Source organism: Acidovorax sp. CCYZU-2555 (assembly GCF_018413525.1).
In the GTDB taxonomy this organism is placed as follows: domain Bacteria; phylum Pseudomonadota; class Gammaproteobacteria; order Burkholderiales; family Burkholderiaceae_C; genus Comamonas.
Map to the genome: position 1 here is coordinate 1 of NZ_JAHCDD010000002.1, position 26,888 is coordinate 26,888.

The 26,888-nt window shown below is 65.8% G+C and carries 25 protein-coding genes; 9 read left to right on the forward strand and 16 right to left on the reverse strand.

What is annotated here, in order from left to right:
- The 4 genes from KHY18_RS00710 to KHY18_RS00725 all read left to right on the forward strand — a co-directional run.
- Window positions 1-1,110 (forward strand): pseudouridine synthase (locus tag KHY18_RS00710; RefSeq protein WP_249728821.1); only part of this gene is annotated, 1,110 nt, incomplete at its 5' end.
- Window positions 1,111-1,346: 236 nt separating this feature from the next.
- The gene (locus KHY18_RS00715) at window positions 1,347-1,697 is read left to right on the forward strand and encodes a hypothetical protein (RefSeq protein WP_213293291.1); all 351 of its coding nucleotides are present in this window, start codon (window positions 1,347-1,349) and stop codon (window positions 1,695-1,697) included.
- A gap of 204 nt (window positions 1,698-1,901) precedes the next feature.
- Complete coding sequence (htpG, locus tag KHY18_RS00720) at window positions 1,902-3,902, forward strand: molecular chaperone HtpG (protein WP_213293292.1); 2,001 nt, start codon at window positions 1,902-1,904, stop codon at window positions 3,900-3,902.
- A 147-nt stretch (window positions 3,903-4,049) separates the two neighbouring features.
- Entirely contained in the window at window positions 4,050-4,463 is a 414-nt protein-coding gene (locus KHY18_RS00725) for a hypothetical protein (protein ID WP_249728822.1), read from the forward strand.
- 291 nt (window positions 4,464-4,754) lie between these two features.
- Here KHY18_RS00725 and KHY18_RS00730 read toward each other — a convergent pair whose 3' ends face one another.
- Window positions 4,755-5,804: a serine/threonine protein kinase gene (locus tag KHY18_RS00730; RefSeq protein WP_213293294.1), complete on the reverse strand. Its 1,050-nt coding sequence runs from the start codon at window positions 5,802-5,804 to the stop codon at window positions 4,755-4,757.
- A gap of 26 nt (window positions 5,805-5,830) precedes the next feature.
- A complete protein-coding gene (locus tag KHY18_RS00735; protein WP_213293295.1) occupies window positions 5,831-6,679 on the reverse strand; it encodes a 3-hydroxybutyryl-CoA dehydrogenase in 849 nt (282 codons plus the stop codon).
- A gap of 255 nt (window positions 6,680-6,934) precedes the next feature.
- Between KHY18_RS00735 and purT the strand changes: the two genes are divergently transcribed.
- The gene (gene purT / locus KHY18_RS00740; RefSeq protein WP_213293296.1) at window positions 6,935-8,176 is read left to right on the forward strand and encodes a formate-dependent phosphoribosylglycinamide formyltransferase; all 1,242 of its coding nucleotides are present in this window, start codon (window positions 6,935-6,937) and stop codon (window positions 8,174-8,176) included.
- Between the two features lie 18 nt (window positions 8,177-8,194).
- Here the strand turns inward: purT and KHY18_RS00745 are convergent, their stop codons facing one another.
- The 5 genes from KHY18_RS00745 to KHY18_RS00765 form a co-directional block, all read right to left on the reverse strand.
- Window positions 8,195-8,977, reverse strand: coding sequence for a class II aldolase/adducin family protein (locus KHY18_RS00745; RefSeq protein ID WP_213293297.1), 783 nt, complete (start codon window positions 8,975-8,977; stop codon window positions 8,195-8,197).
- Between the two features lie 57 nt (window positions 8,978-9,034).
- Window positions 9,035-10,003 carry a Bug family tripartite tricarboxylate transporter substrate binding protein gene (locus KHY18_RS00750; protein WP_213293298.1) on the reverse strand — a complete coding sequence of 323 codons (969 nt, stop codon included), beginning with the start codon at window positions 10,001-10,003 and terminating at the stop codon, window positions 9,035-9,037.
- A gap of 102 nt (window positions 10,004-10,105) precedes the next feature.
- Entirely contained in the window at window positions 10,106-11,668 is a 1,563-nt protein-coding gene (locus KHY18_RS00755; protein WP_213293299.1) for a hydantoinase B/oxoprolinase family protein, read from the reverse strand.
- On the reverse strand, window positions 11,665-13,770 hold the full coding sequence (locus KHY18_RS00760) for a hydantoinase/oxoprolinase family protein (protein WP_213293300.1): 2,106 nt from the start codon (window positions 13,768-13,770) through the stop codon (window positions 11,665-11,667). Before KHY18_RS00760 ends, KHY18_RS00755 begins: the two co-directional genes overlap by 4 nt.
- Before the next feature lie 23 nt (window positions 13,771-13,793).
- Window positions 13,794-14,345, reverse strand: coding sequence for an HD domain-containing protein (locus KHY18_RS00765; RefSeq protein WP_213293301.1), 552 nt, complete (start codon window positions 14,343-14,345; stop codon window positions 13,794-13,796).
- Window positions 14,346-14,624: 279 nt separating this feature from the next.
- Here KHY18_RS00765 and KHY18_RS00770 point away from each other — a divergent pair, with 279 nt between their 5' ends.
- Window positions 14,625-15,602 carry a LysR substrate-binding domain-containing protein gene (locus KHY18_RS00770; protein ID WP_213293302.1) on the forward strand — a complete coding sequence of 326 codons (978 nt, stop codon included), beginning with the start codon at window positions 14,625-14,627 and terminating at the stop codon, window positions 15,600-15,602.
- Here the strand turns inward: KHY18_RS00770 and KHY18_RS00775 are convergent.
- The 6 genes from KHY18_RS00775 to KHY18_RS00800 all read right to left on the reverse strand — a co-directional run bounded on the left by KHY18_RS00775 (window position 15,574) and on the right by KHY18_RS00800 (window position 21,454).
- Window positions 15,574-16,464 (reverse strand): DMT family transporter, encoded by an 891-nt coding sequence (locus tag KHY18_RS00775; RefSeq protein WP_213293303.1) that lies wholly within the window; start codon window positions 16,462-16,464, stop codon window positions 15,574-15,576. The two genes, KHY18_RS00770 and KHY18_RS00775, sit on opposite strands and share 29 nt — an antisense overlap.
- Entirely contained in the window at window positions 16,461-17,048 is a 588-nt protein-coding gene (locus KHY18_RS00780) for a TetR/AcrR family transcriptional regulator (protein ID WP_213293304.1), read from the reverse strand. Before KHY18_RS00780 ends, KHY18_RS00775 begins: the two co-directional genes overlap by 4 nt.
- A 110-nt stretch (window positions 17,049-17,158) precedes the next feature.
- Complete coding sequence (locus tag KHY18_RS00785; protein WP_213293305.1) at window positions 17,159-17,719, reverse strand: DNA-3-methyladenine glycosylase I; 561 nt, start codon at window positions 17,717-17,719, stop codon at window positions 17,159-17,161.
- Between the two features lie 11 nt (window positions 17,720-17,730).
- Window positions 17,731-17,913, reverse strand: a complete 183-nt coding sequence (locus tag KHY18_RS00790; RefSeq protein WP_249728823.1) for a VOC family protein — start codon at window positions 17,911-17,913, stop codon at window positions 17,731-17,733.
- Window positions 17,891-19,372 carry an AMP nucleosidase gene (locus tag KHY18_RS00795; protein ID WP_213293306.1) on the reverse strand — a complete coding sequence of 494 codons (1,482 nt, stop codon included), beginning with the start codon at window positions 19,370-19,372 and terminating at the stop codon, window positions 17,891-17,893. The genes KHY18_RS00790 and KHY18_RS00795 overlap by 23 nt, the downstream gene beginning before the upstream one ends.
- Window positions 19,373-19,375: 3 nt before the next feature.
- Window positions 19,376-21,454 carry a putative bifunctional diguanylate cyclase/phosphodiesterase gene (locus KHY18_RS00800; protein WP_213293307.1) on the reverse strand — a complete coding sequence of 693 codons (2,079 nt, stop codon included), beginning with the start codon at window positions 21,452-21,454 and terminating at the stop codon, window positions 19,376-19,378.
- A 126-nt stretch (window positions 21,455-21,580) separates the two neighbouring features.
- Between KHY18_RS00800 and dbpA the strand changes: the two genes are divergently transcribed.
- From dbpA to dtd, 3 genes are all read left to right on the forward strand, one after another.
- A complete protein-coding gene (dbpA, locus tag KHY18_RS00805; RefSeq protein WP_213293308.1) occupies window positions 21,581-22,978 on the forward strand; it encodes an ATP-dependent RNA helicase DbpA in 1,398 nt (465 codons plus the stop codon).
- 128 nt (window positions 22,979-23,106) lie between these two features.
- Window positions 23,107-24,072 (forward strand): cation diffusion facilitator family transporter, encoded by a 966-nt coding sequence (locus tag KHY18_RS00810; RefSeq protein ID WP_213293309.1) that lies wholly within the window; start codon window positions 23,107-23,109, stop codon window positions 24,070-24,072.
- Window positions 24,069-24,527, forward strand: coding sequence for a D-aminoacyl-tRNA deacylase (gene dtd / locus KHY18_RS00815; RefSeq protein WP_213293310.1), 459 nt, complete (start codon window positions 24,069-24,071; stop codon window positions 24,525-24,527). Before KHY18_RS00810 ends, dtd begins: the two co-directional genes overlap by 4 nt.
- A gap of 3 nt (window positions 24,528-24,530) precedes the next feature.
- Here the strand turns inward: dtd and KHY18_RS00820 are convergent, their stop codons facing one another.
- The 3 genes from KHY18_RS00820 to KHY18_RS00830 form a co-directional block, all read right to left on the reverse strand.
- A complete protein-coding gene (locus KHY18_RS00820) occupies window positions 24,531-25,283 on the reverse strand; it encodes a sulfite exporter TauE/SafE family protein (protein ID WP_213293311.1) in 753 nt (250 codons plus the stop codon).
- A gap of 130 nt (window positions 25,284-25,413) precedes the next feature.
- Entirely contained in the window at window positions 25,414-25,872 is a 459-nt protein-coding gene (ybeY, locus tag KHY18_RS00825) for an rRNA maturation RNase YbeY (protein ID WP_213293312.1), read from the reverse strand.
- Window positions 25,873-25,880: 8 nt separating this feature from the next.
- Window positions 25,881-26,852, reverse strand: coding sequence for a PhoH family protein (locus tag KHY18_RS00830; protein ID WP_213293313.1), 972 nt, complete (start codon window positions 26,850-26,852; stop codon window positions 25,881-25,883).
- Between the last annotated feature and the right edge of the window lie 36 nt (window positions 26,853-26,888).

Consider the following 26,888-nt stretch of genomic DNA (forward strand, 5'->3'; position numbering starts at 1 on the left):
GGTTTCGGCCGTCCCGATGGCGCGCCGCGCTTCGAGGGCCGTGGCGGCCCGCGCCAGGATGGTCCGCGCTTCGACAATCGCGGCCCGGGCCGCGATGACCGTGGCGGCGACGACCGTCCTCCGCGTCCGCGCGTCGACGACCGCCGTTCGGGCGGTGGCGAGCGCGCGCGTCCCCCAGGCCGCTCCTTCGGCCCCGGCGCCGACCGCGGCGGCCGTGACGAGCACAGCGATGAAGCACCGCGCCGTCCGTTCACCGGCATCCGCACCTACCAGGTGCCCACGGGCGACGACGCGCGCAAGATTCCCGTCAAGCGCCCACCCCAGGCCGCGGTGACGCAGGAATCCGCTCCCGGTTCGGTGCGCATCAACAAGCGCATGGCCGACATGGGCCTGTGCTCGCGCCGCGAGGCCGATGACTGGGTCGAAAAAGGCTGGGTCCGTGTGAACGGCGAAGTCGCGGCCATGGGCGTGATGGTTCTGCCGTCCGACCGCATCACGGTCGACGAAGCTGCCAAGGGCGTGCAGGACCAGCAGGTCACCATCCTGATGCACAAGCCCATGGGCTATGTCAGCGGCCAGGCCGAAGACGGTCACACGCCGGCCGTGGCCCTGCTCAATGCACAAAGCCGCTGGAACCTCGACACCAGCGCCACGCGTTTCAACTTCGCGCAGCTCAAGGGCCTCGCGCCCTGCGGCCGCCTGGACATCGACTCCGTGGGCCTGCTGGTGCTGACGCAAGACGGCCGCGTCGCGCGCCAGTTGATCGGCGAAGATTCGGTGATGGAAAAGGAATACCTGGTGCGCGTGACCTACGGCGACGTGCAGGTCAATGTGCAGGAACGCTTCCCCGCCGAGCAGCTCGCGCTGCTGTGCCATGGTCTGTCGCTTGACGACCAGCCGCTCAAGCCCGCCAAGGTCGACTGGCAGAACCCCGAGCAGCTGCGTTTCGTGCTGACCGAAGGCAAGAAGCGCCAGATCCGTCGCATGTGCGAGCAGGTCGGCCTCAAGGTGGTCGGCCTCAAGCGCATCCGCATCGGCAACGTCGTGCTGGGCAACCTGCCCGCGGGCCAATGGCGTTACCTGGGCGCGGACGAGAGCTTCGGAGACTAAGGGGCCGCCGCGGGCTGTGTAAGCAGCCTGCCAGGATCCGCAAAAATGCCTGGCAATTTGTCAGGCATTTTTTTGGGCCCATAGTCGGCGAAAAAACGGTTCCTCTAACACCGGTTTCACTCAAGCGCTGAAACAGATAAACGCTTCATTGGAATTGCAACAATAATTTTTGCATTCTCTTACAAATGTAAAGAAAATACGCTAAAGTTGTTTCTTTTGCTTGCATTTGTACTTAAATGAAAAAAATCATCCTTGGCGCTTTGCTCTCCACAATCGTGGGCGCTGCGTTCGCCGGCAACGCGGACTTCACGTTGGTCAACCGTACGGGTTATGCCATCAATGAAGTGTTCATTTCTCCGTCGAAACAGTCCAATTGGGGCAAGGATCGTCTGGGTGAAAATCAATTCATGCATGGCCAGTCGCGCAAGTTCAAGTTTGGCGATACCAAGAATTGCAAGCAGGATATCCAGGTCGTTTTCACCGACGGCGATGAAGTCGAATGGGAAGACATCAACCTGTGCGAAGTGAACAAGGTCACATTGAAATACAACAAGAAGACCGGTGACGTCTCCGCCGATCTGGAGTGATATCCAGGCGATCTCTTGCCGGCTGTTTCCACAGCGCGCAAGAGGGCCGAGTCAAGGATGCCCCGCGATGCGGGGCATCTTTCTTTGGGCGCCCGAACGAGGGCTTGCGCACCCTGGTCTGCGCCAGCCTTGATAATCCTGGGCCAGGCCCTATCTGCAGCCTAGTTTGAAGTCGCAATCCGTCAGAAAATCCATTTCCACCTTATGAGCAAGCAAACCCATTCCTTCCAGGCCGAAGTCGCGCAGCTGTTGCACCTGGTGACGCACGCGCTGTACTCCAACAAGGAAATCTTTTTGCGCGAGCTGGTCTCGAATGCGTCCGACGCCTGTGACAAGCTGCGCTTCGAAGCGCTGAACAACACCGGTCTCTACGAAGACCAGCCCCAGCTCGAAGTGCGGGTTTCGTTCGACCAGGCCGCGCGCACGCTGACCATTGCCGACAACGGCATAGGCATGAGCCAGCAGGAAGCCATCGACCACCTGGGCACGATCGCCAAGAGCGGCACCAAGGACTTCATGGGCAAGCTGTCGGGCGACCAGCAGTCCGACGCCCAGCTCATAGGCCAGTTCGGCGTGGGCTTCTACTCGGGTTACATCGTCGCCGACAAGATCACCGTCGAATCGCGCCGCGCAGGCCTGCCCGCCGAAGACGGCGTGCGCTGGGTCAGCGGCGGCACGGGCGACTTCGAAGTCGAACAGATCACGCGCGCCCAGCGCGGCACCTCGGTCACGCTGCACCTGCGCGACGATGCCGACGAATACCTCAACGCCTGGAAGATCAAGCAGATCATCGGCAAGTATTCCGACCACATCAGCCTGCCCATCCTGATGGAAAAGGAAGAGTGGAAAGACGGCGAACTGCTGGTTCCCGGCGACGAGAACGGCGGCCGCCAGCCCGGCGGCATGGTCAAGACCGGCGAATGGGAAACCGTCAACCAGGCGAGCGCCCTGTGGACCCGTCCCAAGAAGGACGTGACCGAAGAGCAGTACCAGGAGTTCTACCGCGCGATCAGCCATGATTCAGAGAACCCGCTGACCTGGGCGCACAACCGCGTCGAAGGCAATGCCGAGTACACACAGCTGCTGTTCATTCCGGCCAAGGCGCCGTTCGACCTGTGGAACCGCGACAAGAAGGCGGGCGTGAAGCTCTACGTCAAGCGCGTGTTCATCATGGACGACGCCGAGGCCCTGCTGCCCAGCTACCTGCGCTTCGTCAAGGGCGTGATCGACTCCGCCGACCTGCCGCTCAACGTGAGCCGCGAGCTGCTGCAGGAAAGCCGCGACGTGAAGCTGATCCGCGAAGGCTCGACCAAGCGCGTGCTGTCCATGCTCGAAGACCTGGCCAAGCACGACCAGCATGCGGCGCCGGCAGCCGATGCTGCGGCAGCCGATGCTGCGGCAGCCGATGCTGTGACCGATGTGGTCAGCGATGACGACAAGGCCAAGGAGGGCAAGTACAGCGCGTTCTACGCCGAATTCGGCGCCGTGCTCAAGGAAGGCCTGGGCGAGGACTTCGGCAACCGCGAACGCCTGGCCAAGCTGCTGCGCTTTGCCTCGACGACCAGCGACGCCGCCAACGTGTCGTTCGCCGAGTACAAGGCGCGCATGAAGCCGGGCCAGGACGCGATCTACTACATCACGGCCGACACCCTGTCCGCCGCGAAGAACAGCCCGCAGCTCGAAGTGTTCAAGAAGAAGGGCATCGAAGTGCTGCTCATGACGGACCGCGTCGACGAGTGGGCACTGAACTACCTGACCGAATTCGACGGCACGCCGCTGCAGTCCGTGGCCAAGGGCGCCGTGGACCTGGGCGACCTGCAGGACGAAGCCGAGAAGAAGGCCGCTGAAGAAGCCGCCGAAACCTTCAAGCCGCTGCTGGCCAAGCTCAAGGAAGCGCTCAAGGACAAGGCCGACGACGTGCGCGTGACCACGCGCCTGGTCGACTCCCCGGCCTGCCTGGTGGTCAAGGACGACGCGATGAGCAACCAGCTCGCGCGCCTGCTCAAGCAGGCCGGCCAGTCGGCGCCCGAAGTCAAGCCCGTGCTTGAAGTCAACGCCGAACACCCGCTGGTCAAGAAGCTCGACGGCTCGGTGCATTTCCATGACCTGGCCCACATCCTGTTCGACCAGGCGCTGCTGGCCGAAGGCGGCCTGCCCGAAGACCCGGCGGCTTACGTCAAGCGCGTGAACGCACTGCTGGTGTAATTCCGGTCCGCGGTTCCCTGCGAATCCCCTGTGCTTTCGGGCCGGGGGATTTTTTTGCGCGTGGCCCGGCCTTCAGCAGAGAGGTACAAGCCATACATCCGCGCATGGCTACCCGCCCAAACGCCCATCTGCTGCAAAATGATCCCCATGTTCCCACTCCCCCGCATTGCCGCCACCGCCACCTTGCTCGCCGCCCTTGCCGGCTGCAACTCCATGGGCGTGGGCATTGGAATTCCGGTAGGCCCGCTGTCGGTGGGCGTGGGCATGGGCAGCGGCGGGCCCAGCCTGGGCGTGGGCACGGGCGTGGGGCCGCTGGGTGTCGGCGTAGGCGTGCAGCCTGGCGGTCAGGTCACGGGCCATGCGGGTGTGGGCGTGTCGGCACCCGTGGGCCCGGCGTCGGTGGGTGTAGGCGTGGGCCGCTCCACTGTGCTGCATGACCCGAACGCACGCACCGCGCCAACGCCCGAATCCGCGCCGGCGCCAGGCGCCGTGCGCCAATGGCAGGACGCCCAGGGTCGGGCCGTGCCCGAGTGCCAGGTGTATGGCGGCTGCGGGCGCTGAGACGCGCGTTGGCCTCCAGCCCCCGTTCGCTCAGAGCGGGGTAAGCGAGCCGAGGTCTCGCAAGGCGTTCAAAAGAAACAGCGGGCTTCAAAATCCCCGTTCGCCCTGAGCCTGTCGAAGGGTGAACGGCCTGCGCTCAAGTCATGAGGACGGGCCGTTCATGGTTCGACAGGCTCACCACGAACGGTTTGGACGCGCTCGTCGCTGTTTGCACAAATCGAGTGCTTTCTAAGTACTTGATTTAATTGATGAAAAAAGCTGTTTCTTGAGAGCTTGTCAAAGGGCGACGCTTCAGGCCGACAGCGGCGCTTCCTGCATCGCCTCTATCTGTTCGATCAGCATGTCGGTCTGGCCGCGCCAGTAGTCGGGGCTGCCGAACCAGGGGAAGTTGATCGCGAAGATCGGGTCTTCCCAGCGGCGCGCGAGCCAGGCGCTGTAGTGGATCAGTCGCAGCGTGCGCAGCGGCTCGATCAGCACCAGCTCGCGCCGGTCGAACGCGCGGAATTGCTCATAGCCGTCGAGCAGCGCGCCCAGTTGCTGCGTGCGCTGGCGGCGGTCGCCCGACAGCAGCATCCACAGATCCTGCACGGCCGGGCCCATGCGCGCGTCGTCGAGGTCGACGAAATGCGGGCCGCCCGTGCCGCTCGCTTCGTCCAGCGGCGTCCAGAGGATATTGCCCGGATGGCAGTCGCCATGCAGACGGATGCAGGTCGCGTCTTCCAGGCCGAACGGCCGCATCTCGTTCTTGGAGCTGATGCGTTCGGCGATCAGGGCCAGCGCCTGTTCGCAGGCCGTGCGCCAGGCGGTTTCGGCTTCGAGCGGAATCATTTGCTGCTTCAGCAGCCAGTCGAGCGAATCCTGGCCGAAGCTTTGCAGGTTGAGCGTGGGGCGCGTGACGAAAGGCTGGGACGCGCCGACGGTGTGGATGCGCGCGAGAAAGCGGCCAATCCATTCGAGCACTTCGAAATCATCGAGTTCGGGCCGGCGTCCGCCGCGCCAGGGGCTGACCGAAAACGCAAAGCCCGCATGCTGATGCAGGGTCGCGCCTTGCAGCGTCATCGGGCCCACGGCCGGAACTTCCGCGGCTTCGAGCTGGGCGGAAAACGCATGCTCCTCGCCGATCTGCGCCGCGCTCCAGCGGCCGGGACGATAGAACTTGGCGACCACGCGTTCGCCGTCTTCGAGAAACACCTGGTACACGCGGTTCTCGTACGAACTCAGCGCCGTGAGCCGCCCATCCCCGTAGAGGCCGACCGAGGCCAGCGCGTCCAGCACCACATCGGGTGTGAGCTGTTCGTAAGGGTGGGCGCTGGGCGCGTCGGCAATGGGGGGCATGGTCATGCCCGCCATTGTCCTCCCTATGTGGGTCAGTACTGGTAAACGCCTCGGCCTGTCTTGCGGCCCAGGCGGCCGGCGGCAACCATTTCCTTGAGCAGTTGGCTGGGGCGGTACTTGCTGTCGCCAAACTGCTCGAGGTAGACCTCCATCACGGCCAGGCACACGTCCAGGCCGATCATGTCGGCCAGGGTCAGCGGGCCTATGGGCTGGTTGCAGCCCAGCTTCATGCCGGCGTCGATGTCCTCGGCCGTGGCCAGGCCTTCGGACAGCACGAAGAAGGCTTCGTTGATCATCGGCACCAGGATGCGGTTGACGACGAAACCGGGTGCATTCTTCACCGTGATCGGGCTCTTGCCCAGGCGCACGGCCAGTTCCTTGACGGTATCGTGCGTGGCGTCGCTGGTCTGCAGGCCGCGGATGATCTCGACCAGGGCCATCATAGGCACGGGGTTGAAGAAGTGCATGCCGATGAAGCGGTCGGCGCGGCCGGTGATCGCGGCCAGCTGGGTGATCGAGATCGACGAGGTGTTCGAGGCCAGAATGGCTTCGGGCGCCAGCAGCGCGTCGATCTGCTGCAGGATCTTGACCTTGAGCGCGAAGTTCTCGGTCGCGGCTTCGATCACGATCTGCGCGGCCTGCAGGTCTTCATAGCGCGTCGACGTCTTGATGCGCGCCAGCGCCGCGGCCTTGTCGGCTTCGCTGATCTTCTCTTTCTTGATCAGGCGGTCGAGGCTGCCCGACACCGTGGCCAGGCCCTTTTGCACCGCTGCGTCCGAGATATCCACCAGCACCACATCGATGCCCGAGACCGCGCAGGCCTGCGCGATGCCGTTGCCCATGGTGCCTGCGCCGATGATCCCGACAGTTTGAATCGCCATTTGGAAAGTCTCCACAAAGTAAATTGGACCGCGTGATGGTATCGGGAATCGGCGCCGGGGTGCGCTTTGCGCCGGCGCGGATGTTGCAATGCACCATCGCCGGCCTGTGTTGCACCGCGCTGGTGCCGCGCCATTTTTGTACCCGCGAAAGTAGGGGGAAAGGCGTCACCGGCGCGCGCAAATGCGTAAGAATCACGCCTGTTGCCGGCGCGCAGCCTGCGCCTTGCCCCCGACTTCTTTTTCGAATCGATTGCCATGACGACTCTAGGAACCCCTCTCTCCCCCCACGCCACCAAAGTCATGCTGCTGGGCAGCGGCGAACTCGGCAAAGAGGTGCTGATCGCGCTGCAGCGCCTGGGCGTCGAGACGATTGCCGTCGACCGCTACGAGAACGCTCCGGGCCATCAGGTCGCGCACCGCGCGCACACCATTGCCATGACCGATCCGGCCCAGCTCAAGGCCTTGATCGAGCAGGAGCGCCCGGGCTGGGTCGTTCCCGAGATCGAGGCGATCGCCACGCCCATGCTCGAGGAACTCGAAGCCGCTGGCGTAGTGAAAGTCGTGCCCACGGCGCGCGCCGCGCGCCTGACCATGGACCGCGAAGGCATTCGCCGCCTGGCCGCTGAAACCCTGGGCGTGCCCACCAGCCCCTACCGCTTTTGCGACTCGCTGGCGCAGTTGCAGGCCGCGATCGACGGCCACGACGGCCAGGCCGCGATCGGCTACCCCTGCGTGGTCAAGCCCGTGATGAGCAGCTCGGGCAAGGGCCAGAGCAAGATCGACGGCCCGCAGGACGTGTCGGCGGCCTGGGACACCGCGATGGCCGGCGGCCGCGTCAACCATGGCCGTGTGATCGTCGAAGGCTTCATCGATTTCGAATACGAGATCACGCTGCTCACGGTGCGCGCGCGCGGCGCCGACGGCCAGGTGCAGACGCATTTCTGCGCGCCCATCGGCCATCTGCAGAAAAGCGGTGACTATGTGGAAAGCTGGCAGCCCCAGCCCATGCCGTCCACGGCGCTGGAGCGTGCCCAGGCGATCGCGCTGGCCGTGACGCACAACCTGGGCATGGACAGCAACGGCCAGCCCGCGGGCCTGGGCCTTTACGGCGTGGAACTGTTCGTGCGCGGCGACGAAGTCTGGTTCAGCGAAGTCAGCCCGCGCCCGCACGACACCGGCCTGGTCACGCTGAGCACGCAGTGGCAAAGCGAGTTCGAGCTGCATGCGCGTGCGATTCTGGGCCTGCCCGTCGACACCTCGTTGCGCAATCCGGGCGCGAGCGCGGTGATCTACGGCGGTGTCGATGGCGAGAACATGGTGTTCGACGGCGTTCAGCAAGCACTGGCCGTACCGGGCACCGATCTGCGCCTGTTCGGCAAGCCCGAAAGCTTCGTCAAGCGCCGCATGGGCGTGGCGCTGGCGCGCCACGACGACATCGAGCTGGCGCGCGCCCACGCCCGGCTCGCGGCCAGCAAGGTCAAGCCGCGCCTGGCCTGATCCTGCGGCGCCGCGGCTTCAGCAGCGGTAGTCGCTGTTGTCGCGGTCTATCAGGCGCAGCAGCGCCGTCCATTCGCGGTCCAGATGCACCGTGTCGAGGTAGGCGTAGTCGTCGTGCTGTTTGGCCGCGTGCTCGCAGACTTCGGGTGAAGGCAGCACATAGGGCTGGCCCATGGACAGCGTCTGCTGCTGAATTTCGCAGGCGCGGTTCAGGTAGAACATGCGCGTGAACGCTTCGGCCACCGAGCGGCCCGTGGTCAGCAGACCATGGTTGCGCAGAATCAGATAGTGGGCTTCGCCCATCGACTGCACGATGCGCGAACGCTCGTCGAGGTCCAGCGAAATGCCTTCGTAGTCGTGGTAGTTCACGCGGTTGTAGAACTGCATGCTGATCTGGTTGAGCGGCAGCAGTCCGCACTGCAGCGCGGCGACGGCCATGCCCGCGCTGGTGTGCAGATGCACCACGCATTCGACGTCCTGGCGGCTCTGGTGCAGCGCGCTGTGGATGGTGAAGCCCGCGGCGTTGACTTCGAAGCGCTCGTCGTCGACCGGGCGGCCGTCGACATCGATCTTCACCAGGCTGGAGGCCGTGATCTCGTCGAAGAACCAGCCGTGCGGGTTGATCAGGAACTGGTCGTGCCGGCCCGGAACGCGCACCGAGATATGGGTGTAGATCAGATCGGTCAGCTGGAACTTCGCGGCCATGCGGTAGGCCGCGGCCAGCTGCACGCGCACTTCCCATTCGGCGTCGCTGATGTTGCGCGGCTTGCGGTTGGCATGGGGGTTGGTGGTGGAAATCATGGGCGGGAGGAGGGTGCGTTCAGGGGAAAGCCGGGCGGCGCTGCCGCCCGGCGCGGTTCAGTCGGCCTTGATGCCTGCGGCGTCGATGACCTTCTTCCACTTCGCGGTGTCGCTGTCGATCAGCCTGGCCAGGTCCTGCTGGCTGCCGCCGCCGGGAACGATGCCCATGGCCGTCATCTGGGCGCGCACATCGGGCTCCTGCAGCGTCGCGTCCAGCGCCTTGTGCAGGATGGCCTGTACGTTCTTGGGCGTGGCCGACGGCACGACGAAAGCCGACCAGAAGATCATCTCGAAGCCCGGCACGCCCGATTCGGCGACCGTGGGCAGATCGGGGTACTCGGGCGAGCGCTGCAGCGTGGTGATGCCGATCGCGCGCATCTTGTTGGCCTTGACCAGGGGCAGGGCCTCGGGCATCAGGCCGACCATCATCTGCAGCTGTCCGGCCATCAGGTCGGCGAGCGCGGGCGCGCCGCCCTTGTAGGGCACATGCAGCGCATCGGCGCCGATAGCGCGCTTGTACATTTCGGTCGCCAGATGGTTGGGCGTGCCGTTGCCGCCCGAGCCGTAGGCGGTTTCGGGGTGGGCCTTCAGGTAGGCCGGCAGTTCGGCCATGGTCTTCACGGGCACGCTGGGATGCACCACGAAGAGGCTGGGAATGGTCGCGGCCAGCACCAGCGGCGCGAAGTCCTTTTTCGGTGCGTAGGCGAGCTTGCTGTAGAGGCTGGGGTTGACCGTGAGGCCGGTCATGGTCGACAGAAAGATGATGTGGCCGTCGGGCGGCGACTGGGCGACGAAGGTCGAGGCAATGACTTCGCTGCCGCCGGGCTTGTTCTCGACGACCACGGGCTGGCCCAGCTTGGCGGCCAGCTTGGTGCCGACCAGGCGTGCGACCGCGTCGGTCGAGCCGCCCGCGGCGAACGGCACGATGATGCGAATCGGCTTGCTCGGGAAGTCCGCCGCATGCGCGACGGACAGCAGGGGGGCGAGGGCCAGGGCCCCGACGCGGAGAATGGAAGTGAGTTTCATCGTGTAGTCCAGGAGGTGGAGAAATCGGCCCCGCCGAATGCATCAGTCGCGCTTGCAATGCCTCTTCACGAGGCATGTTTCGTGCCCGTCGAAGCCTGGGCTTCAACCGGGCGGAGTTCCCAGGCCGCCGCCGCCGGGCGTGCGTATCACCAGCGTTTGCCGCGGCTGTATCTGTTGCGCGCCCTTGCCGAGCATGGGCGTGCCGTCGGACAGGCCCACATAGCCCGCGGCGCCGGCCGCGCCGCCGTCGATGCCGCGCGGCGGGTAGTCGATGCGGTCGAAAGCCGCGAGCAGCGTGATGGCGCTGCCCGACACGTTCTCGATCAGCATGTCGACGCCGTCGCCGCCGCGCCATTCGCCCGCGCCGCCCGAGCCCTGGCGGATTTCCTTCTTCCAGAAGGTCAGCGGAATCGCCGACTCGAGCACTTCGACCGGCGTGCCGCGCACGCCGCTGGGGTAGGAAGTCACCGAAAGCCCGTTCTTGCCCGGGCGCGCGCCCGTGCCGCCGTTGGTCGTGACCGTGGTCGCGAACACCTTGCCGGCGTCGGTCATGCCTTGCAGGTTGATGTTCCACAGGCAGGACGCGCCTTCGGCCGGCACCTTTTCGGGCGCGAACTGGCGCAGGCAGCCGAACACCACGTCGGGCAGCATCTGGCCCAGCACATGGCGTATCGCCACGGGCGCGGGCCGCTGCGCATTGAGAATGCAGATGTCGGGCGCCGAGACGGTGAACAGATCGAGCGAGCCCGAATTGTTCGGAATGCCGGGCATCAGTGCCGACATCAGCGCGAACGTGCTGTAGGCGCTCGCATAGGTCAGCGGCACGTTGATGCCGTATTCCGACGGTTCGGACGAGCCCGCGAAATCGACGTTGATGCTGCCGTCTTCCACCGTCACGCAGGCCGCGAGGCGCACCGACTTGCGGTAGCCGTCGACTTCCATTTCGTAGCGGAACCGGCCGCGCGGCAGCTCGGCCAGGCGCGCCAGCGCGGTCGAGCGCGTGACGTCGCAGATGTAGTCGGACAGCGTCGCGATGTCGGGCAGAGCGAACTCCTGCAGCATGGAGCGCAGGCCGCGAATGCCGATCTCGTTGCTGTTGACCAGCGAGTAGATGTCGCCTTCGGTCTCGACGGGCAGCCGCGTGTTGGCCTTGATCACGTCCATCAGCAACAGGTTCATTTCGCCGCGCTCGGCGAGCTTCACGGGCGGCACGCAGAAGCCTTCCATGTAGACGTCGCGGCCGTCGGGGCCGTAGCCCATGCCGCCTACGTCCATCAGATGGCTGGTGCAGCACAGCAGCGCGACCAGACGGTCTTCATGGAATGCCGGCGTGACGACGACGAAGTCGTTGAGGTGGCCGGTGCCCATCCAGGGGTCGTTGGTGACGTAGATGTCGCCGGGGGCGATGGTCTCGATGGGGAAGTAGCGCAGGAAATGCTGCACCGACGCGGCCATGGTGTTCACATGGCCGGGCGTTCCCGTGACCGCCTGGGTGATCATGCGGCCCTTGAGGTCGAAGATGCCGGTCGACAGATCGCCGCATTCGCGCACGATGGTGCTGAAGGACGTGCGCAGCAATGCCTGCGCCTGTTCCTCGACGATCGCCAGCAGGCGGCTCCACTGCACCTGCATGCGCAGCTTGTTCAGTCCTTGATCGGTGCTCATGCCGTGATCTCCGTTTCGTCAATGATTACGTAGCGCTCGGCGACCACCTGGGCCGTATAGCCGGCCGGCAGCAGCAGCGTGGTGGATTCGTCGTCGAGCAGCGCCGGGCCGGCGAAATGCGCGCCGACCGCAAGATCGGGGCGCCAGAACACCGGCACATGTTCGAACTCGCCGCCGCCGTCGGCCAGCAGCTGGCGCGTTCCGGCGCGGGTCGCGGCCTGGCGTGCGCCGGTCGCGGCCAGCGGCGCGACTTCGGCCGTCGCGCCTATCAGGCTCACGGTCCAGGTCACGACTTCGATCTGCGCGTCGGGAATCACGCGGCCGTAAAGCGCCTTGTATTGGGTCTCGAACCATTGGCGCAGCTGCACTTCGGCCTGGGCATCGAGCGCCGCCGTGGGCAGTTCGACCAGCACTTCATGGCCCTGGCCCATGTAGCGCATGTAGGCGCGGCGCACGACACGGTGCTCGGCGGCGTTCGCGTCCTGACCGGCCGTGACCACGGCCCGGCCTTCGTCTTCCATCGCCTGCAGCAGCGCCTGGGCGCGCGCATGGTCGAAGCCCGCGACCGGCATGCAGTGGCTGCGCACCAGTTCGTATTTCATGGGCGCGAGCAGAAAGCCCACGGCCGAGCCCACGCCCGCGTTGGGCGGCAGGATGATCTGGCGAATGCCCAGCTTGCGCGCCACCGCGACCGCATGCACCGGCGCCGCGCCGCCGAAGGCCACCATCGAGAACTTCGCCAGGTCCTTGCCGCATTCGCTGGCATGCACGCGCGCCGCGTTCGCCATGTTTTCCTCCACGCGCTGCGACACGCCCAGCGCCGCGATGTGGGCCGCGCAGTCAAGCCGTGCGCCCAGCGTGCGCGCAATCGCCGCCGACGCCGCCGCGGTGTCGAGCGCGATCGTGCCGCCCGCGAAGTTGTGCGCGTCGAGCCGGCCCAGCACCAGGTTGGAGTCGGTGACCGTGGGGCGCGTGCCGCCGTTCGGATAGCAGGCCGGGCCGGGCACGGAGCTTGCGCTTTCGGGGCCCACGGTGATGTTGTCGAACATGCCTATGTCGCACAGAGAGCCGCCGCCGGCGCTGATCTCCACCATGTCGATCACGGGAATGCGCAGCGGCAGGCCGCTGCCCTTGCGAAAGCCCGAGGCGCGGTCGACTTCGAAGCTGCGCGAAGTGTGGGGCTCGAAGTCGTCGATGAACGACACCTTGGCCGTGGTGCCGCCCATGTCGAAGGCCAGCACGTTCTGGCGCTCGCACAGCCGCGCCACATGCGCGGCGAGAATGGCGCCACCGGCCGGGCCGCTTTCGACCAGGCGGATGGGGAATTCCATCGCCGAGCGCAGCGTCGTGAGGCCGCCGCCCGAAGTCATCAGATAGGTCGGGCAGCGAAAGCCCTGCTCGACCAGTTCCTGCTCCAGCCGCTGCAGGTAGCCGGCCATGATGGGCTTGACGTAGGCGTTGGCCGCCGTGGTCGAGCAGCGCTCGTATTCGCGCACTTCGGGGCAGACCTCGGACGACAGCGAGACAAACCAGTCGGGGTGGTGTTCGGCGATGATCTGCGCGACGCGGCGTTCGTGCGCGGCATTGGCATAGCCGTGAATGAAACAGATCGCGACGCTGCGAATGCCCAGCGCGTCTATGCGTTCCATCAGCGCATGCACCGCGGCTTCGTCGAGCGGGCGCAGCACTTCGCCCGCGGCGCTCATGCGTTCGGGCAGCGTGAAGCACAGCTCGGGCGCAATCAGCGGCGCGACCTTCTCGATGAAGATGTCGTACTGGTCGAAACGGCCTTCGTCGCCAATGCTCAGGATGTCGCGAAAGCCTTCGGTGCCGATCAGCGCGCAGCGCGCGCCGCGGCGCTCGAGAATGGCGTTGGTCGCCAGCGTCGTGCCGTGCACGAAGATGTCGACCATTTCGGGCGCTATGCCCATGTCGCGCATCATCTGCAGGCTGCCGTCGATCACGGCGCGCTCGGGCTGGGCCGGCGTGGTCAGCACCTTGCGGGCGTGCATTTCGCCGTCGATGCTGAGCACGATATCGGTGAACGTGCCGCCGATGTCGGTGGCCCATCGGATATTCTTGCGGGGCGTTGGGGAATTCATGGATTACATGTCCTGATGATTATCTAGACCGTGGGCTGGGCCAGGAATATCTTGTTCACATACGGAACAAAGAATTCGAGAGGCAGGGTTTCATAATCCGGGTCAAATGAGTTCTGGTCCCATTCGTCGCAGAATTTCTCCGCGGAATCAAAATAGCGGTGACCGCGAAACTCTTCGCGTGCATGCTGGTTGCGGCCAATATGGTGCCAGTAATAGAATCCCTGAAATACACCGTGGTGGCGCACCACCCAGAAGATTTCTTCCGAAACAAACGGCTTGAGAATTTCGGCGGCCACGACCGAATGGTTGTCTGGCGCGATCACATCGCCCATGTCGTGCAGCAGCGCGGCGACAATCCATTCGTCGGAAGCTCCCGAGCGGTAGGCGCGGGTCGCGGTCTGCAGCACATGGTCGAGCCGGGAAATCTGGTAGCCGCCATCGTCATCGGCCAGCATTTTCAGCAGCTTCAATATGCGGTCGGGCAAGGTCTTGCTGTATTCCTCGTCCAGATCGCTCAATAACTTGAACTCCGCGGGGCTACCGTTTTTCATCGCGGTAAAATTCACTTTTTGCATTGTCTCCACCTTGGTAAGAAGTGCGCCTTCGTGAGCGGACTTATTCCTGAATAAAATCCGGATTTCGCTGCGAATCGAATCGCAGTGGTATCGGGATTTATTCTGGGTTTTTTACAAAACGGTGACAACCAATAAAAAACATGGGCTAGGGCAAGCGCAGGTTTGCGCCGGCTGCCTGAGGGCAGGCGCTGGTTTACGAGCATGCGCCGCGGCCCCTGTGCGCACTGGCCTGCGGCATACTTCTTGCGTTGCCTGCGTGTGCAGATTTCAACCCTTCCCATGCGTCACCGACTTCCTCCTCTCAACACCTTGCGGGTCTTCGAGGCCATCTACCGCCGGGGATCGATACGCCAGGCCGCCGACGAGCTGTGCCTGACGCCGCAGGCCGTGAGCCAGCAGCTCAAGCTGCTCGAGTCGTCACTGGGGCAGGAGCTGTTCGAGCGCAACATCCGCAGCCTCACGCCCACGCCGGCCGCGCACCTGCTGTACGAGCCCGTGAAGCAGGGTTTCGATTCGCTCGCCAAGGGCGTGCTCGCGGTGACCGACAAGGACGCGCGCCGCACTCTGGTGCTGCATGTCAGCCCGTACTTCGCGACCCAGTACCTGATTCGCAACCTGGGCCACTTCAAGGCCGAGTTCCCCGATATCGACGTGCGCATGCTGGTGGGCGTGGAGATGCCCGACCTGCAGCAGCAGGGCATAGACGCTGCCATCCATTGGGGCTATGGCGGCATTCCGCTGCTGTCGGAGACGCCGCTGGTCGAAGACCTCAAGGTGCTGGTCGCGGCGCCGTCGCTGCTCGCGCGCCTGCCGGTGAACATGCCAGAAGATCTGCTGAAGCATTCGCTGGTGCTGCCCCTGGCCGAAAACACGCTGTGGCAGGACACGCTCGAATTGCTGGGCCTGCGCCAGACCAACCAGCAGCCCGCGCTGCAACTGCACACCCATGACGCCATGCTCGAAGCCATGCTCGCGGGCCTGGGCATAGGCCATATTTCCTACCTCGACGCGCTCGCGCACATCCAGGCCGGCAGCCTGGTCGCGCCGTTCGGCGTAGACCTGCTCAAGCAGTTGCCGCTGGAGAAGTCGCCGCGCTTTTTCCTCTATTACCGGCCGGACCGCAAGAACTATCCCGTGCTCAAGCGCTTCTCGGAATGGCTGCAGAGCGATGTCTGCCGGCCCGAAGTGATAGGTTTCGAGTCGCGCTGCCGCGTGGAGCCGGAACGCGTCAGCGATCTCGACGCGCGCGCAGCGTGATGCACACCAGGCAGGCAAAGATCAGCGCCACGCCGACCCAGCCCTGCGCCGGCAGCCGCTCGCCGACGATCAGCGCGGCCAGTCCCGCGGCGACCACGGGCTCGACCAGCGTGATCGCCGTCGCGCTGCTCGCGGGAATGCGCGCCAGCCCGTAGCCGAAGCAGACATAGCCCAGAAACATGGGCACCAGCGCCATGTAGATGCCCACGGCCGCGTTGTTCCAGGAGGCGAGGAAAGGCGCGCCGGTGGCGAACAGCACCGGCATCAGCAGCAGCCCGCCCAGGCCGAACATCGCGCCCATCGCGGCGCGCGGCGCTATGCCGCGCTGCATCAGCCGGCGCGCGGCCCACGAATACAGCGCATAGGTCAGCCCGGCGAGCAGGCCCAGCAGCACGCCGCTCATGACCGAAGGCGCGGGCGTGCCATGGCCCGTGCCTTCGGCAAAGCACAGCAGGCCCATGCCGATCACGCCCAGCGCCGCGCCCACGGCCCAGCGCCGGCTGACGCGCGTGCCATCGAGAACCATTTCCAGCGCGGCCGAAAACAGCGGCGCCGAGCCTATCGACACCACGGTGCCTATGGTCACGCCGGCCAGGCGCATGGAGCCGTAGAACGCCAGCGGATAGACCGCGACCGCGAGCGCGCCCAGCAGCAGCCAAGGCCACTGCGCGCGCAAGGCCGCGCGGGCGCGCGCCATGGGCCGCAGCGCCAGCGCTGCCTGCAGCAGCCCGCCTATGCCCATGGCCGCCGCGCCTATCGCGGCCGCGCCCACTTCGGGCGCGAAAGTCGCGGCCACGCCTGTCGTTCCCCACAGCAGCGAGGCCAGCAAGATGCTGGCAATGCCCCAGAGATGGGGCGTCATTTCGCTTCCAGCATCGACGCCGCGATGGCCCTGGCCTGCTGCACGCAGTCGCTGCGGCCTTCGAGGCCGGCGCGCGCCATCGCGCCTTCGAGCAGGAACGACAGATGCCTTGCGAGCTGCGCGGCGCGCTGCGCATCGGCGGGCAGCAGTTCGCCGAGATGGGTGCGCAACAGCGTCTCGACTTCCTCCTTGTGGCTGCGCACCGCGGCGCGGCCGTCGTCACCGGCCTGCAGTTCGGCCGCCGCGTTCAGCAGCCCGCAGCCGCGAAAGCCGCGTTCATAGGCATGCTCGGCGTGGTCGGCATAGGCATCGAAGATCGACAGCACGCGCGCCGCCGGCCCCTGCGCCTGCTGCAGCCGCGCGGCATACAGCGACAGCCATTCGGCATGGCGGATGCGCAGGTATGCAGCGACCAGCTCGGCCTTGGAGTCGAAGTTGTTGTAGAGGCTTTTCTTGGCGACGCCGGCTCTTTTGACGATGGCGTCTATGCCCGTCGCGGCAATGCCGTCGTTGTAGAACAAGGTCGCGGCCGCGGCCAGCAAACGGTCATGCGCGCTGATTTTTTCGGTGGAGGAGGTGAGCATCGTGGACGCCATCAGGTAAAAGTAGGTAGACCAGTATACCTACTTTCATGGCAAGCGAATCACCGCTGTCTTGCGCGCGCAGGCCGCGGCTCACGACGCGCCGCTGGAAATCATGGAGCGGTCACTTGTGCGCGCCGAAAGCACGACGCCGCGTGGTCATCGACCATGCCCACGGCCTGCATCCAGGCGTGAACGATGGTCGGCCCGACAAACTTGAAGCCGCGGCGCTTCATGTCCTTGGAGATCAGCGCCGACATCTCGGTCTGCGTGGCATTGCCCGAGTTGGGCAAGGTCTGGCCCTGGGTGAACGACCAGCAGTAGTCGGCGAAGTCTTCGCCGCGCGCCTGCATCTCGAGATAGATCTGCGCGCCGCGAATCGTCGCCTCGATCTTCGCGCGCGCACGCACGATGCCCGCATCGCCCATCAGGCGTTCTATGTCCTGCGCGCCAAAGGCCGCCACGGCCTGCGGGTCGAAGTCGGCGAAGGCCGCGCGAAAAGCTTCGCGCTTGCGCAAAATGATTTCCCACGAGAGCCCGGCTTGAAAGCCTTCGAGCATCAGCGTCTCCCAGAGCATGCGTGAATCGCGCAGCGGCACACCCCATTCGGTGTCGTGGTAATGCTGCATCAGCGGATCGGCGCCCGCCCAGGCGCAGCGGGAAATCGGAGTCATGGGTGTTTGGGTCATGGTGCGTGCTGCCAGCTCTTGTAGACAAATTCCAGACTGTAGCCGTCGGGGTCCAGCACGCCGGCCGCGTAGTCGCGCGGATCGTAATGCAGGCGCGCGCCCGGCGCGCCGTTGTCGCTGGCACCCGCGGCCCGGGCCGCGTCGAAGGCCGCGCTTTTACTGGAACGCCACTTCCGCAAAACTGCGCAACTTGCGGCTGTGCAGCCGTTCTATGCCGCCCGCGCGCAGGATTTCGATGGCGCGCATGCCTATGCGCAGATGCTGGTCCACGCGCTCGCGGTAGAAATGGTTGGCCATGCCGGGCAGCTTGATTTCGCCGTGCAGCGGCTTGTCGCTGACGCACAGCAGCGTGCCGTAGGGCACACGGAAGCGGAAACCGTTGGCGGCGATGGTCGCGCTTTCCATGTCGAGCGCCACCGCGCGGCTCTGGCTGAAGCGCCGCTGCGGCAGGTTGTCCGGCAGCAGCTCCCAGTTGCGGTTGTCGGTGCTGGCGACGGTGCCGGTGCGCATGATGCGCTTGAGGTCGCTGCCGGGCATCTGCGTCACGTCGGCCACGGCCTGCTGCAGCGCGACCTGGATTTCGGCCAGCGCCGGAATCGGCACCCACAGCGGCAGCTCCTCGTCGAGCACATGGTCTTCGCGCACATAGGCGTGGGCCAGCACGTAGTCGCCCAGTTGCTGGCTGTTGCGCAGGCCCGCGCAGTGGCCCAGCATCATCCAGGCATGCGGGCGCAGCACGGCGATATGGTCGGTGATGGTCTTGGCGTTGGCCGGGCCCACGCCGATGTTGACCATGGTGGTGCCGCTGCCGTCGGTGCGCACCAGGTGGTAGCCCGGCATCTGCGGCAGGCGCGGCGGCGGGTTGCCGAGTTCGTCCACGGCTTCGGCGGGCAGGCCGGTGCGGCGCGTGACCACGTTGCCGGGTTCGACGAAGGCGCAGTACTCGCTGTCGGGCTTGGCCATTTCGGCATGGCCCAGGCGAATGAATTCGTCGATGTAGAACTGGTAGTTGGTGAACAGCACGAAGTTCTGGAACCACTCGGGCGCGGTGCCCGTGTAGTGGCGCAGGCGGTGCAGCGAGTAGTCGACGCGCGGCGCGGTGAACAGCGACAGCGGCAGCGCGCCGCCGGGCTGGGGCTGCCAGGTGCCGTTGGCGATGCCGTCGTCCATGGCCTCGAGGTCGGGCAGGTCGAACACATCGCGCATCAGCATGCGGCGTTCGGGCGTGAGCGTGCCTTCGATATGGTCGTTCTCGGCGAACGAGAAGTGAATCGGAATCGGCTTGTCGCTCAGGCCCACTTCGAAATCGACTTCGTGGCTGGCGCGCAGCAGGCGCAGCTGTTCGGCGTAGTAGTCGGCGAACAGGTCGGGCCGCGTGAGCGTGGCTTCGTAGGTGCCCGGGCCTTCGACAAAGCCATAGGCCAGCGTGGTGTCGGCGCGCGCCACGGTGTGGGTATGGACCCGTACCTTGGGGTAGAACGCATGGATGGGCGAGGAGGGCGTTTCGCCCGCGACAAAGCGCTGCATCGCGTCGCGCAGATGCCCGACTTGCTCGCGATAGAGCTGCTGGATATGAGTGAGCGCCTGCTCTGGAGTGGTGTGCCGGGTGATGGCACGGTCATGCGTGAACTGTTCCATGGCCTATTGTGCCTGCAGCTTGTGACAATAATCTTTCTGCCATTGCAGCGCCTGCTCGGCGGGCATGGGCGGAGCGATGTGATAGCCCTGGGCCATCTCGCAGCCCAGCGTGCGCAGCAGCGCCAGCTGCGCCGCGGTTTCCACGCCTTCGGCGACGGTGCGCAGGCGCAGGCTCTTGGCCATCTGCACGATGGCCGTGACGATGGCGGCGTCGTCTTCGTTCCCGGGCAGCTCGGTGATGAACGAACGGTCGATCTTGAGCTGGTGAATGGGGTGGCGCTTGAGATAGGCCAGCGACGAGTAGCCCGTGCCGAAATCGTCGATCGCCAGCTGCACGCCCTGCTGCTGCAGCGCATGCAGCGTGCGCTGCACCTGGGCGTCGGAATGCATCAGCGTGCTCTCGGTGAGTTCTATGTGCAGCAACTCCGCGGGCAGGCCGGTTTCGACCAGCACCGCGGCGACATCGCTGGCCAGGTCGGCGTGGCGGAACTCCTGCGCCGACATGTTGACGGCCACGGGCACGCGCGGCATGCCCTGGGCGTACCAGGCGCAGGCTTCGCGGCAGGCCTGGCGCAGCACCCAGCGGTCGATGGCGGTGATCAGGCCGCGGGCCTCGGCCAGCGCGACGAACTCTTCGGGGCTCACCAGCCCGCGCTCGGGGTGGCGCCAGCGCACCAGCGCCTCGAAGCCCGCGAGCGCGCCGTTGTCGGTGCGCACCTGGGGCTGGTAGTGCAGCTCGAAGCCGCCCAGTGCTATCGACTGGCGCAGCAGCTGCTCCTGGTTGAGCATGCGGCTGGCGCGGCTTTCGAGCGCGGGCGTGTAGAACTCGAACGCCTGGTGGCTGTTGTCCTTGGCCAGATAGCGGGCCGCGCCCGCGTTGCGCAGCAGCGTTTCCACGTTTTCGCCGTCTTCGGGGAAGATGGAAATGCCGATGGCGGGAGCGATCACCAGCTGCTGCGCCGCCACCTGGCAGGGCATTTCGAGCATCGCCACCATCTGCCGGGTGATCAGCTCGGTTTCGGCGCGCGAAGTGCCGCCCGCGAGCACGACGATGAATTCATCGCTGCCCGCGCGCGCCACCAGATCGGTGCCGCGCACGCAGCTGCACAGGCGCTGCGCGACTTCGCACAGCACCTGGTCGCCGGCCTGGTGGCCCAGGGAATCGTTGATGGCCGAGAAATGCTTGAGGTCCAGGCTCAGCACCGCCACGGCCAGATTTTCGAGGCGCGCGCGCGAGATCAGCTGCTCGAGCTGTTCGCTCAGATACCAGCGATTGGGCAGGCGGGTCAGCGCATCGTGCTCGGCGAGAAAGCGCACCTGGGCCTGGGCCTGCTGGTGGGCGGTGATGTCGCGGATCACGACCAGGCGGAAGTCTTGCGTGCCATCACCATCGGGCATGGGCAGGCCGTCGATCTCGACGGGAATGCTGTGGCCGTCCTTGTGCCTGACCGTGGCTTTATAGGACGCATTGCGCCGGCTGTGGATGGCTTCGAGCGCCACCGGCCAGAATTCCTTGTCCAGATATTGCAATGCCGACTGGCCGCGGATCTCATCGAGACCATAGCCTATCAGCCGCAGCATCGCGGCATTCGCATCGAGCACGATGCCTTCGCGGTGGATCAGAATGGCTTCATGCGTGGCGGCGGAGAACAGCCGCATGCGCTCTTCGCTCTCATCGAGCTGCTGCTGCACGGACCGGCCCAGGCTCAGATCGATGACCTGCACCACGGCGCCGCGCATCGTGTCCTGCTCCAGGTGGGGCGTGAGGCGCACTTCGATTTCGCGCGGCAGGCCTTGCGGCGAGCGCGCCTGGCGTATGTAGCGCACATGTTCGCCGCGCAGGCAGCGTTCCACATGCGGTGCGATCGCCTGCCAGTTGTCGGCACCCATGACTTCCCAGGGCAGCATGCCCAGCATTTCGACCGGGTCGAAGCCGTAATAGGTGGCGTACGCATGGTTGGCGAAACGACAGGAAAGCGTTTCAGCCTCGTAGTACGCCATCATTCCTGTCGCCGCATCAATGATGAGGCGCAGCATGGCATTGCTGTCGCTGTCGCTGAGCGCACTGGAACTGGGGGGCATGAGCCTTCCTATGGAATACCTGTTTATAACGTAACCGGACGTCAGGACGCAATGTACAAGGCGCAAGATCGTGACTCTACAGCCCTGCACAGCGGTGGACTGGCGCGACCCGGGATAATCGGGCCCATGAACGCCTCTTCTTCTTCCGCCAGTACCGGTTTTGACACACTGGCCCTCAGCCCTGCGATGCTCGACAATCTGCAGCAGCTGGGCTACCACCAGATGACTCCCATTCAGTCCGCGAGCCTGCCGCCCGCGCTGCTGGGCAAGGATCTGATCGCCCAGGCCAGTACCGGCAGCGGCAAGACCGCGGCCTTCGGTCTGGCGCTGCTGACCAAGCTCAATCCGCGCTGGTTCGCCGTGCAGTCGCTGGTGCTGTGCCCGACGCGCGAACTCGCCGACCAGGTGGCGACGGAAATCCGCCGGCTGGCGCGCGCGCACGACAACATCAAGGTCGTGACGGTCTATGGCGGCGTGCCTTCGCGCGCGCAGATTGCAAGTCTCGAAAACGGCGCCCACATCGTGGTCGGCACGCCGGGTCGGGTCATGGACCTGATGGAGCGCGGCGCGCTCGACCTGTCGGGCCTCAACACGCTGGTGCTCGACGAAGCCGACCGCATGCTCGACATGGGCTTTCACGCCGACATCGACACCGTGGTGCGCCAGTGCCCCAAGGAGCGCCAGACGCTGCTGTTCTCGGCGACCTACCCTGAAGGCATTGCCGACCTGAGCGCGCGCTTCATGAAGAACCCGCAGCGCATCACCGTGCAGGCCCAGCACAGCGAAGGCAAGATCGCCCAGCGCTGGTACGAAGTCAGCGAAGGCCAGCGTCTGCAGGCCGTGGCCGATCTGCTGCTGCATTTCCGCCCCGAGTCGAGCATTGCGTTCTGCAACACCAAGCAGCAGTGCCGCGACCTGGTGAGCCTGCTCCAGGCCCAGGGCTTCAGCGCGCTGGCGCTGTACGGCGAACTCGAACAGCGCGAGCGCGACGAAGTGCTGGTGCAGTTCGCCAACCGCAGCTGCTCGGTGCTGGTCGCGACCGACGTGGCCGCGCGCGGCCTCGACATCTCGAACCTGGCCGCGGTCATCAACGTCGATGTCACGCCCGACTCCGAAATCCATATCCACCGCGTGGGTCGTACCGGCCGCGGCGATGCCGAAGGCCTGGCGCTGAACCTCGCCAGCCTCGATGAAATGGGCAATGTCGGCAAGATCGAAGTGCTGCAGGGCCGGCCTTCGAGCTGGTTCCCGCTGAGCGAGCTCACGCCCGCCAGCGACGAGCCGCTGGTGCCGCCCATGCAGACCATTCAGATCATCGGCGGACGCCGCGAGAAGATCCGTGCGGGCGACGTGATGGGCGCGATGACCGCCGATTTCGGCTATACCCGCGAGCAGATCGGCAAGATCAACGTCAACGACTTCTCGACCTATGTCGCCGTCGACCGCCGCATCGCGGGCGCGGCCGTGGCCAAGCTCAACGCGGGCCGGGTCAAGGGCAAGAGCGTCAAGGCGCGCCTGCTCTAAGAAGAACGGCTCAAACGGCCCTTGATACGTCGTTGCTTTCCCTTGCCGTGCTATTCGCACTGTCTGCGGAAAAGCGCCTAGTCTCAAGGGCCGTGTGAACCGTTCCAAGACAATATCGTGGGAGGCTCATGCTCGACGAATCGGTGTGGATTTCGCCGCGCGCGGTGCGCTGGCTGAGCCCGTCCCATCTGCTGCGGGTGTCGGTCGCCGTCGCGGTGCTGACCATCGTGCTCAAGACCCTGGCCTGGGCGATGACGGGCTCGGTCGGTCTGCTGTCGGACGCGCTGGAGTCGCTGGTGAATCTGGCGGGCGCGATCTTCGCGCTGACCATGGTCACCATTGCCCAGCGCCCGGCCGACGACGACCACCCCTACGGCCATACCAAGGCCGAGTATTTCTCGGCCGGCTTCGAAGGCATTCTGGTGCTGGCCGCGGCGCTGGCCATCGTCTGGGCCGCGGTGCTGCGCCTGCAGGCGCCGGCGCCGCTGGAGCAGCTGGGCTGGGGCCTGGCGCTGTCGCTGGTGAGCACGGCGTTCAACGGCGCGCTGGCCTGGGTCATGTTCCGTTCGGCGCGCGTGCACCGCTCGGTGGCGCTCGACGGCGATGCCCGGCATCTGGTGACCGATGTCTGGACATCGATCGGCGTGGTCGTGGGCCTCGCGGCTGCCCACCTCACGGGCTGGCTGTGGCTGGACGCCGTGGTGGCGATCGCCGTCGCGCTGAACATCTGCAAGGAAGGCGTGCGGCTGGTCTGGCGCTCGTCGCAGGGCCTGATGGACCAGGCCGTCGAGCCCGAGGTGCTGACGCGCATAGAAGCCGCGCTCGCGCGCTTTGCCAGCGACGAAGTGCATTTCGACCATGTGGGCACACGCCGCGCGGGCCAGCGCAGCTTTGTGACGCTGCATATGCATGTGCCCGCCGACTGGACGCTGGGCCATGCCGCGCATCAGCGCGAGCAGGTCGAAGCGGCGCTGATGCAGGCCGAGCCCGGCCTGCAGGCAACGATTGAACTGCTGCCCGAAGGGGCGGTGACTGCTTTGGAAAAAATTGAAGGTCCAGGCCAAGCCGGGCCTATAGAGGGAAGAGTGAAATGATCAGCGTATTGCAGCGCGTGCGACAGGCGCGCGTGGAAGTCGACGGCGAAGTGTGCGGCAAGATCGATCAGGGCCTGCTGGTGCTGGTCTGCGCCGAGCGCGGCGACAGCGAGGCCGAGGCCGACAAGCTGCTGGCCAAGTTGCTCAAGCTGCGCATCTTTGGCGATGACGAGGGCAAGATGAACCGCAGCGTGCAGGACATCGCCGGCGGTCTGCTGCTGGTGAGCCAGTTCACGCTGGCCGCCGACACCGCGAGCGGCAACCGCCCGAGTTTCAAGCAGGCCGCCGCGCCCGACGAAGGCCGGCGCCTCTATGACTACCTGGTGCAGCAGGCCCAGGCGGCCCACCCCACGGTGCAGACCGGCCGTTTCGCGGCCGACATGCAGGTGCATCTCGTCAATGACGGCCCGGTCACGGTGCCTTTGCGCATCGCGCCGCGCCCGCAGACCGCGTGACGCTTATTGCTGCCAGAAGAACAGCGCCGACATCACCAGCCCCGTGACGACGATGCCCGCGCGCAGCCAGGGCGCGGGAATGTGGCGCGCCAGGCGCGCGCCGCCATAGCCGCCCAGCGTGGCCGCGGCCATCATGCCCAGCGCCTGCGGCCAGGCGACCAGGCCGCCGGCCGCATAGACCACGACCGCAATCGCCGTGAGCAGCGCCGAGACCAGGTTCTTCATGCCGTTCATGGCCGCGAGACGGGTCTGGCCCAGCAGGCCGAACAGCGCCAGCAGCACGATGCCCAGCCCGCCGTTGAAGTAGCCGCCATAGATGGCCACGGCCAGCATGCCGAGCCCCGCCTTGAAATGCGAGGGCGCATGGCTGTGTGCCGTGCCCGCCGCCCATTGGCGCAGCCACGGGCCGAAAGCGAACATCGCCGTGGCCGCGAGCAGCAGCCAGGGCACGACGCGGCGGAACATGGCATCGGGCGTGACCAGCAGCAGCAGCGCTCCGGCCGCGCCGCCCAGCAGCGACAGCCCGACCACGCGCTTGAAGGTCAGCCCCGGCGGCGACTGCACGTCTTCGCGAAAGCCCCAGGCGCCGGCCAGATAGCCGGGCAGCAGCGCGACCGTTCCCGTGGCGTTGGCGATCACCGGCGGCACGCCCGTGAAGACCAGCGCCGGCAGCGTCAGAAAGCTGCCGCCCCCGGCCACGGCGTTGAGCGCGCCCGCGACACATGCTGCCGCGAGCAGCAAAAACCATTCACCCATGCCTTGTCCCCTGTGGTGCCGGCGTGGTCGCCGATCATGCGCACCATCTTAGTGCGCGACCTGGGCTTGGGCAGGGAAATGTGCGACAGCGGCAACGCAAAACAGTAATGACTATTTTGCGCGGCAGGGCCTATTTTTGATAAGGGTCTTCGAACCCCAGCTCGCGCATGATGTCGCTCTCATACGCTTCCATCTCCTCGGCGTCTTCGTCGCCGGTCTCGTGGTCCCAGCCCTGGGCGTGCAGCGTGCCGTGGACCAGCAGGTGGGCGTAGTGCTCCTCGAGCGTCTTGTTCTGCTCCTTGGCTTCGCGTTCGACCACGGGGGCGCACAGCACCAGGTCGGCCATCACCGTGGGCTCCTGCTGGTAGTCGAAGGTCAGCACATTGGTCGCGTAGTCTTTTTGCCGGTACTGCAGGTTCAGCGCCTGGCCTTCTTCGGCGTCGACGATGCGCACGGTGATTTCTGCGTCCACGGCCAGCGCGTGGCGAATCCAGCGCGTGACCTTGCTGCGGGACAGCACGGCGCGGTGGGCGGCAGCCGCTTCGAAGCGGCCGAATTGCAGGGAAAGTTGTAGTTGTTGTAGAGGCATGGGGAAACTCACTCGTCGGTGGCGCGCGTGCGGCTGCGGGCCGCGGGCTGGCGGCCGCGCGCTTCGTAGGCGTCGACGATGCGCGCGACCAGCGGGTGGCGCACCACGTCGGCGCTGGTGAAATGCGTGATGGCAATGCCCTTGACGCGCTTGAGCACGCGCTCGGCGTCGATCAGGCCGCTCATCGCGCCCTTGGGCAAATCGATCTGGCTCACGTCGCCCGTGACCACGGCCTTGGCGCCGAAGCCTATGCGCGTGAGGAACATCTTCATCTGCTCGGGCGTGGTGTTCTGCGCTTCGTCAAGAATCACGAACGCGTTGTTGAGCGTGCGCCCGCGCATGAACGCCAGCGGCGCGATCTCGAGCACATTGCGCTCGAAGGCCTTTTGCACCTTCTCGTAGCCCATGAGGTCATACAGTGCGTCGTAGAGCGGGCGCAGATAGGGGTCGACCTTCTGCGTCAGGTCGCCGGGCAGAAAGCCCAGGCGCTCGCCGGCTTCGACGGCCGGGCGCGTGAGCACGATGCGCTGCACGGCGCTGCGCTCGAGCGCATCGACCGCGCAGGCCACGGCCAGATAGGTCTTGCCCGTGCCCGCGGGGCCTATGCCCAGCGTGATGTCGTGGCTCGCGATATTCTCGAGGTACAGGTTCTGCGTGGTGGTGCGCGCGCGCAGATCGGCGCGGCGCGTCGACAGTTGAATCGCGCCCACCGGTGCCTCGACCAGTTCGGCGTCGCCCGCGAGCATCAGCTGCAGGTGGGCTTCGGGAATCGGGTCGTCCGCCATCTCGTAGAGTGCCTGCAGCATTTCGAGCGCCTGCTGCGCGCGCGCCTTGGGGCCGTCGATCTTGAACTGCTCGTGGCGGTGGGCGATAGCCACCTTGAGCGCGGTTTCTATGGTGCGCAGGTGCGCATCGGCGGGGCCGCAGAGGTGACTCAGGCGGGTGTTGTGGTGGGGAGTGAAGGTGTGGCGCAGGATCACGCGGATAATTCCAGACTAGAGCTGCCAACGGGGCGG

What these genes read in the sequence shown, in the direction of transcription:
- KHY18_RS00715 (WP_213293291.1), top strand. Translation starts at nt 1,347, where the DNA reads ATGAAAAAAATCATCCTTGGCGCTTTGCTCTCCACAATCGTGGGCGCT.
- htpG (WP_213293292.1), top strand. Translation starts at nt 1,902, where the DNA reads ATGAGCAAGCAAACCCATTCCTTCCAGGCCGAAGTCGCGCAGCTGTTG.
- KHY18_RS00725 (WP_249728822.1), top strand. Translation starts at nt 4,050, where the DNA reads ATGTTCCCACTCCCCCGCATTGCCGCCACCGCCACCTTGCTCGCCGCC.
- KHY18_RS00730 (WP_213293294.1), bottom strand. Translation starts at nt 5,804, where the DNA reads ATGACCATGCCCCCCATTGCCGACGCGCCCAGCGCCCACCCTTACGAA.
- KHY18_RS00735 (WP_213293295.1), bottom strand. Translation starts at nt 6,679, where the DNA reads ATGGCGATTCAAACTGTCGGGATCATCGGCGCAGGCACCATGGGCAAC.
- purT (WP_213293296.1), top strand. Translation starts at nt 6,935, where the DNA reads ATGACGACTCTAGGAACCCCTCTCTCCCCCCACGCCACCAAAGTCATG.
- KHY18_RS00745 (WP_213293297.1), bottom strand. Translation starts at nt 8,977, where the DNA reads ATGATTTCCACCACCAACCCCCATGCCAACCGCAAGCCGCGCAACATC.
- KHY18_RS00750 (WP_213293298.1), bottom strand. Translation starts at nt 10,003, where the DNA reads ATGAAACTCACTTCCATTCTCCGCGTCGGGGCCCTGGCCCTCGCCCCC.
- KHY18_RS00755 (WP_213293299.1), bottom strand. Translation starts at nt 11,668, where the DNA reads ATGAGCACCGATCAAGGACTGAACAAGCTGCGCATGCAGGTGCAGTGG.
- KHY18_RS00760 (WP_213293300.1), bottom strand. Translation starts at nt 13,770, where the DNA reads ATGAATTCCCCAACGCCCCGCAAGAATATCCGATGGGCCACCGACATC.
- KHY18_RS00765 (WP_213293301.1), bottom strand. Translation starts at nt 14,345, where the DNA reads ATGCAAAAAGTGAATTTTACCGCGATGAAAAACGGTAGCCCCGCGGAG.
- KHY18_RS00770 (WP_213293302.1), top strand. Translation starts at nt 14,625, where the DNA reads ATGCGTCACCGACTTCCTCCTCTCAACACCTTGCGGGTCTTCGAGGCC.
- KHY18_RS00775 (WP_213293303.1), bottom strand. Translation starts at nt 16,464, where the DNA reads ATGACGCCCCATCTCTGGGGCATTGCCAGCATCTTGCTGGCCTCGCTG.
- KHY18_RS00780 (WP_213293304.1), bottom strand. Translation starts at nt 17,048, where the DNA reads ATGCTCACCTCCTCCACCGAAAAAATCAGCGCGCATGACCGTTTGCTG.
- KHY18_RS00785 (WP_213293305.1), bottom strand. Translation starts at nt 17,719, where the DNA reads ATGACTCCGATTTCCCGCTGCGCCTGGGCGGGCGCCGATCCGCTGATG.
- KHY18_RS00795 (WP_213293306.1), bottom strand. Translation starts at nt 19,372, where the DNA reads ATGGAACAGTTCACGCATGACCGTGCCATCACCCGGCACACCACTCCA.
- KHY18_RS00800 (WP_213293307.1), bottom strand. Translation starts at nt 21,454, where the DNA reads ATGCCCCCCAGTTCCAGTGCGCTCAGCGACAGCGACAGCAATGCCATG.
- dbpA (WP_213293308.1), top strand. Translation starts at nt 21,581, where the DNA reads ATGAACGCCTCTTCTTCTTCCGCCAGTACCGGTTTTGACACACTGGCC.
- KHY18_RS00810 (WP_213293309.1), top strand. Translation starts at nt 23,107, where the DNA reads ATGCTCGACGAATCGGTGTGGATTTCGCCGCGCGCGGTGCGCTGGCTG.
- dtd (WP_213293310.1), top strand. Translation starts at nt 24,069, where the DNA reads ATGATCAGCGTATTGCAGCGCGTGCGACAGGCGCGCGTGGAAGTCGAC.
- KHY18_RS00820 (WP_213293311.1), bottom strand. Translation starts at nt 25,283, where the DNA reads ATGGGTGAATGGTTTTTGCTGCTCGCGGCAGCATGTGTCGCGGGCGCG.
- ybeY (WP_213293312.1), bottom strand. Translation starts at nt 25,872, where the DNA reads ATGCCTCTACAACAACTACAACTTTCCCTGCAATTCGGCCGCTTCGAA.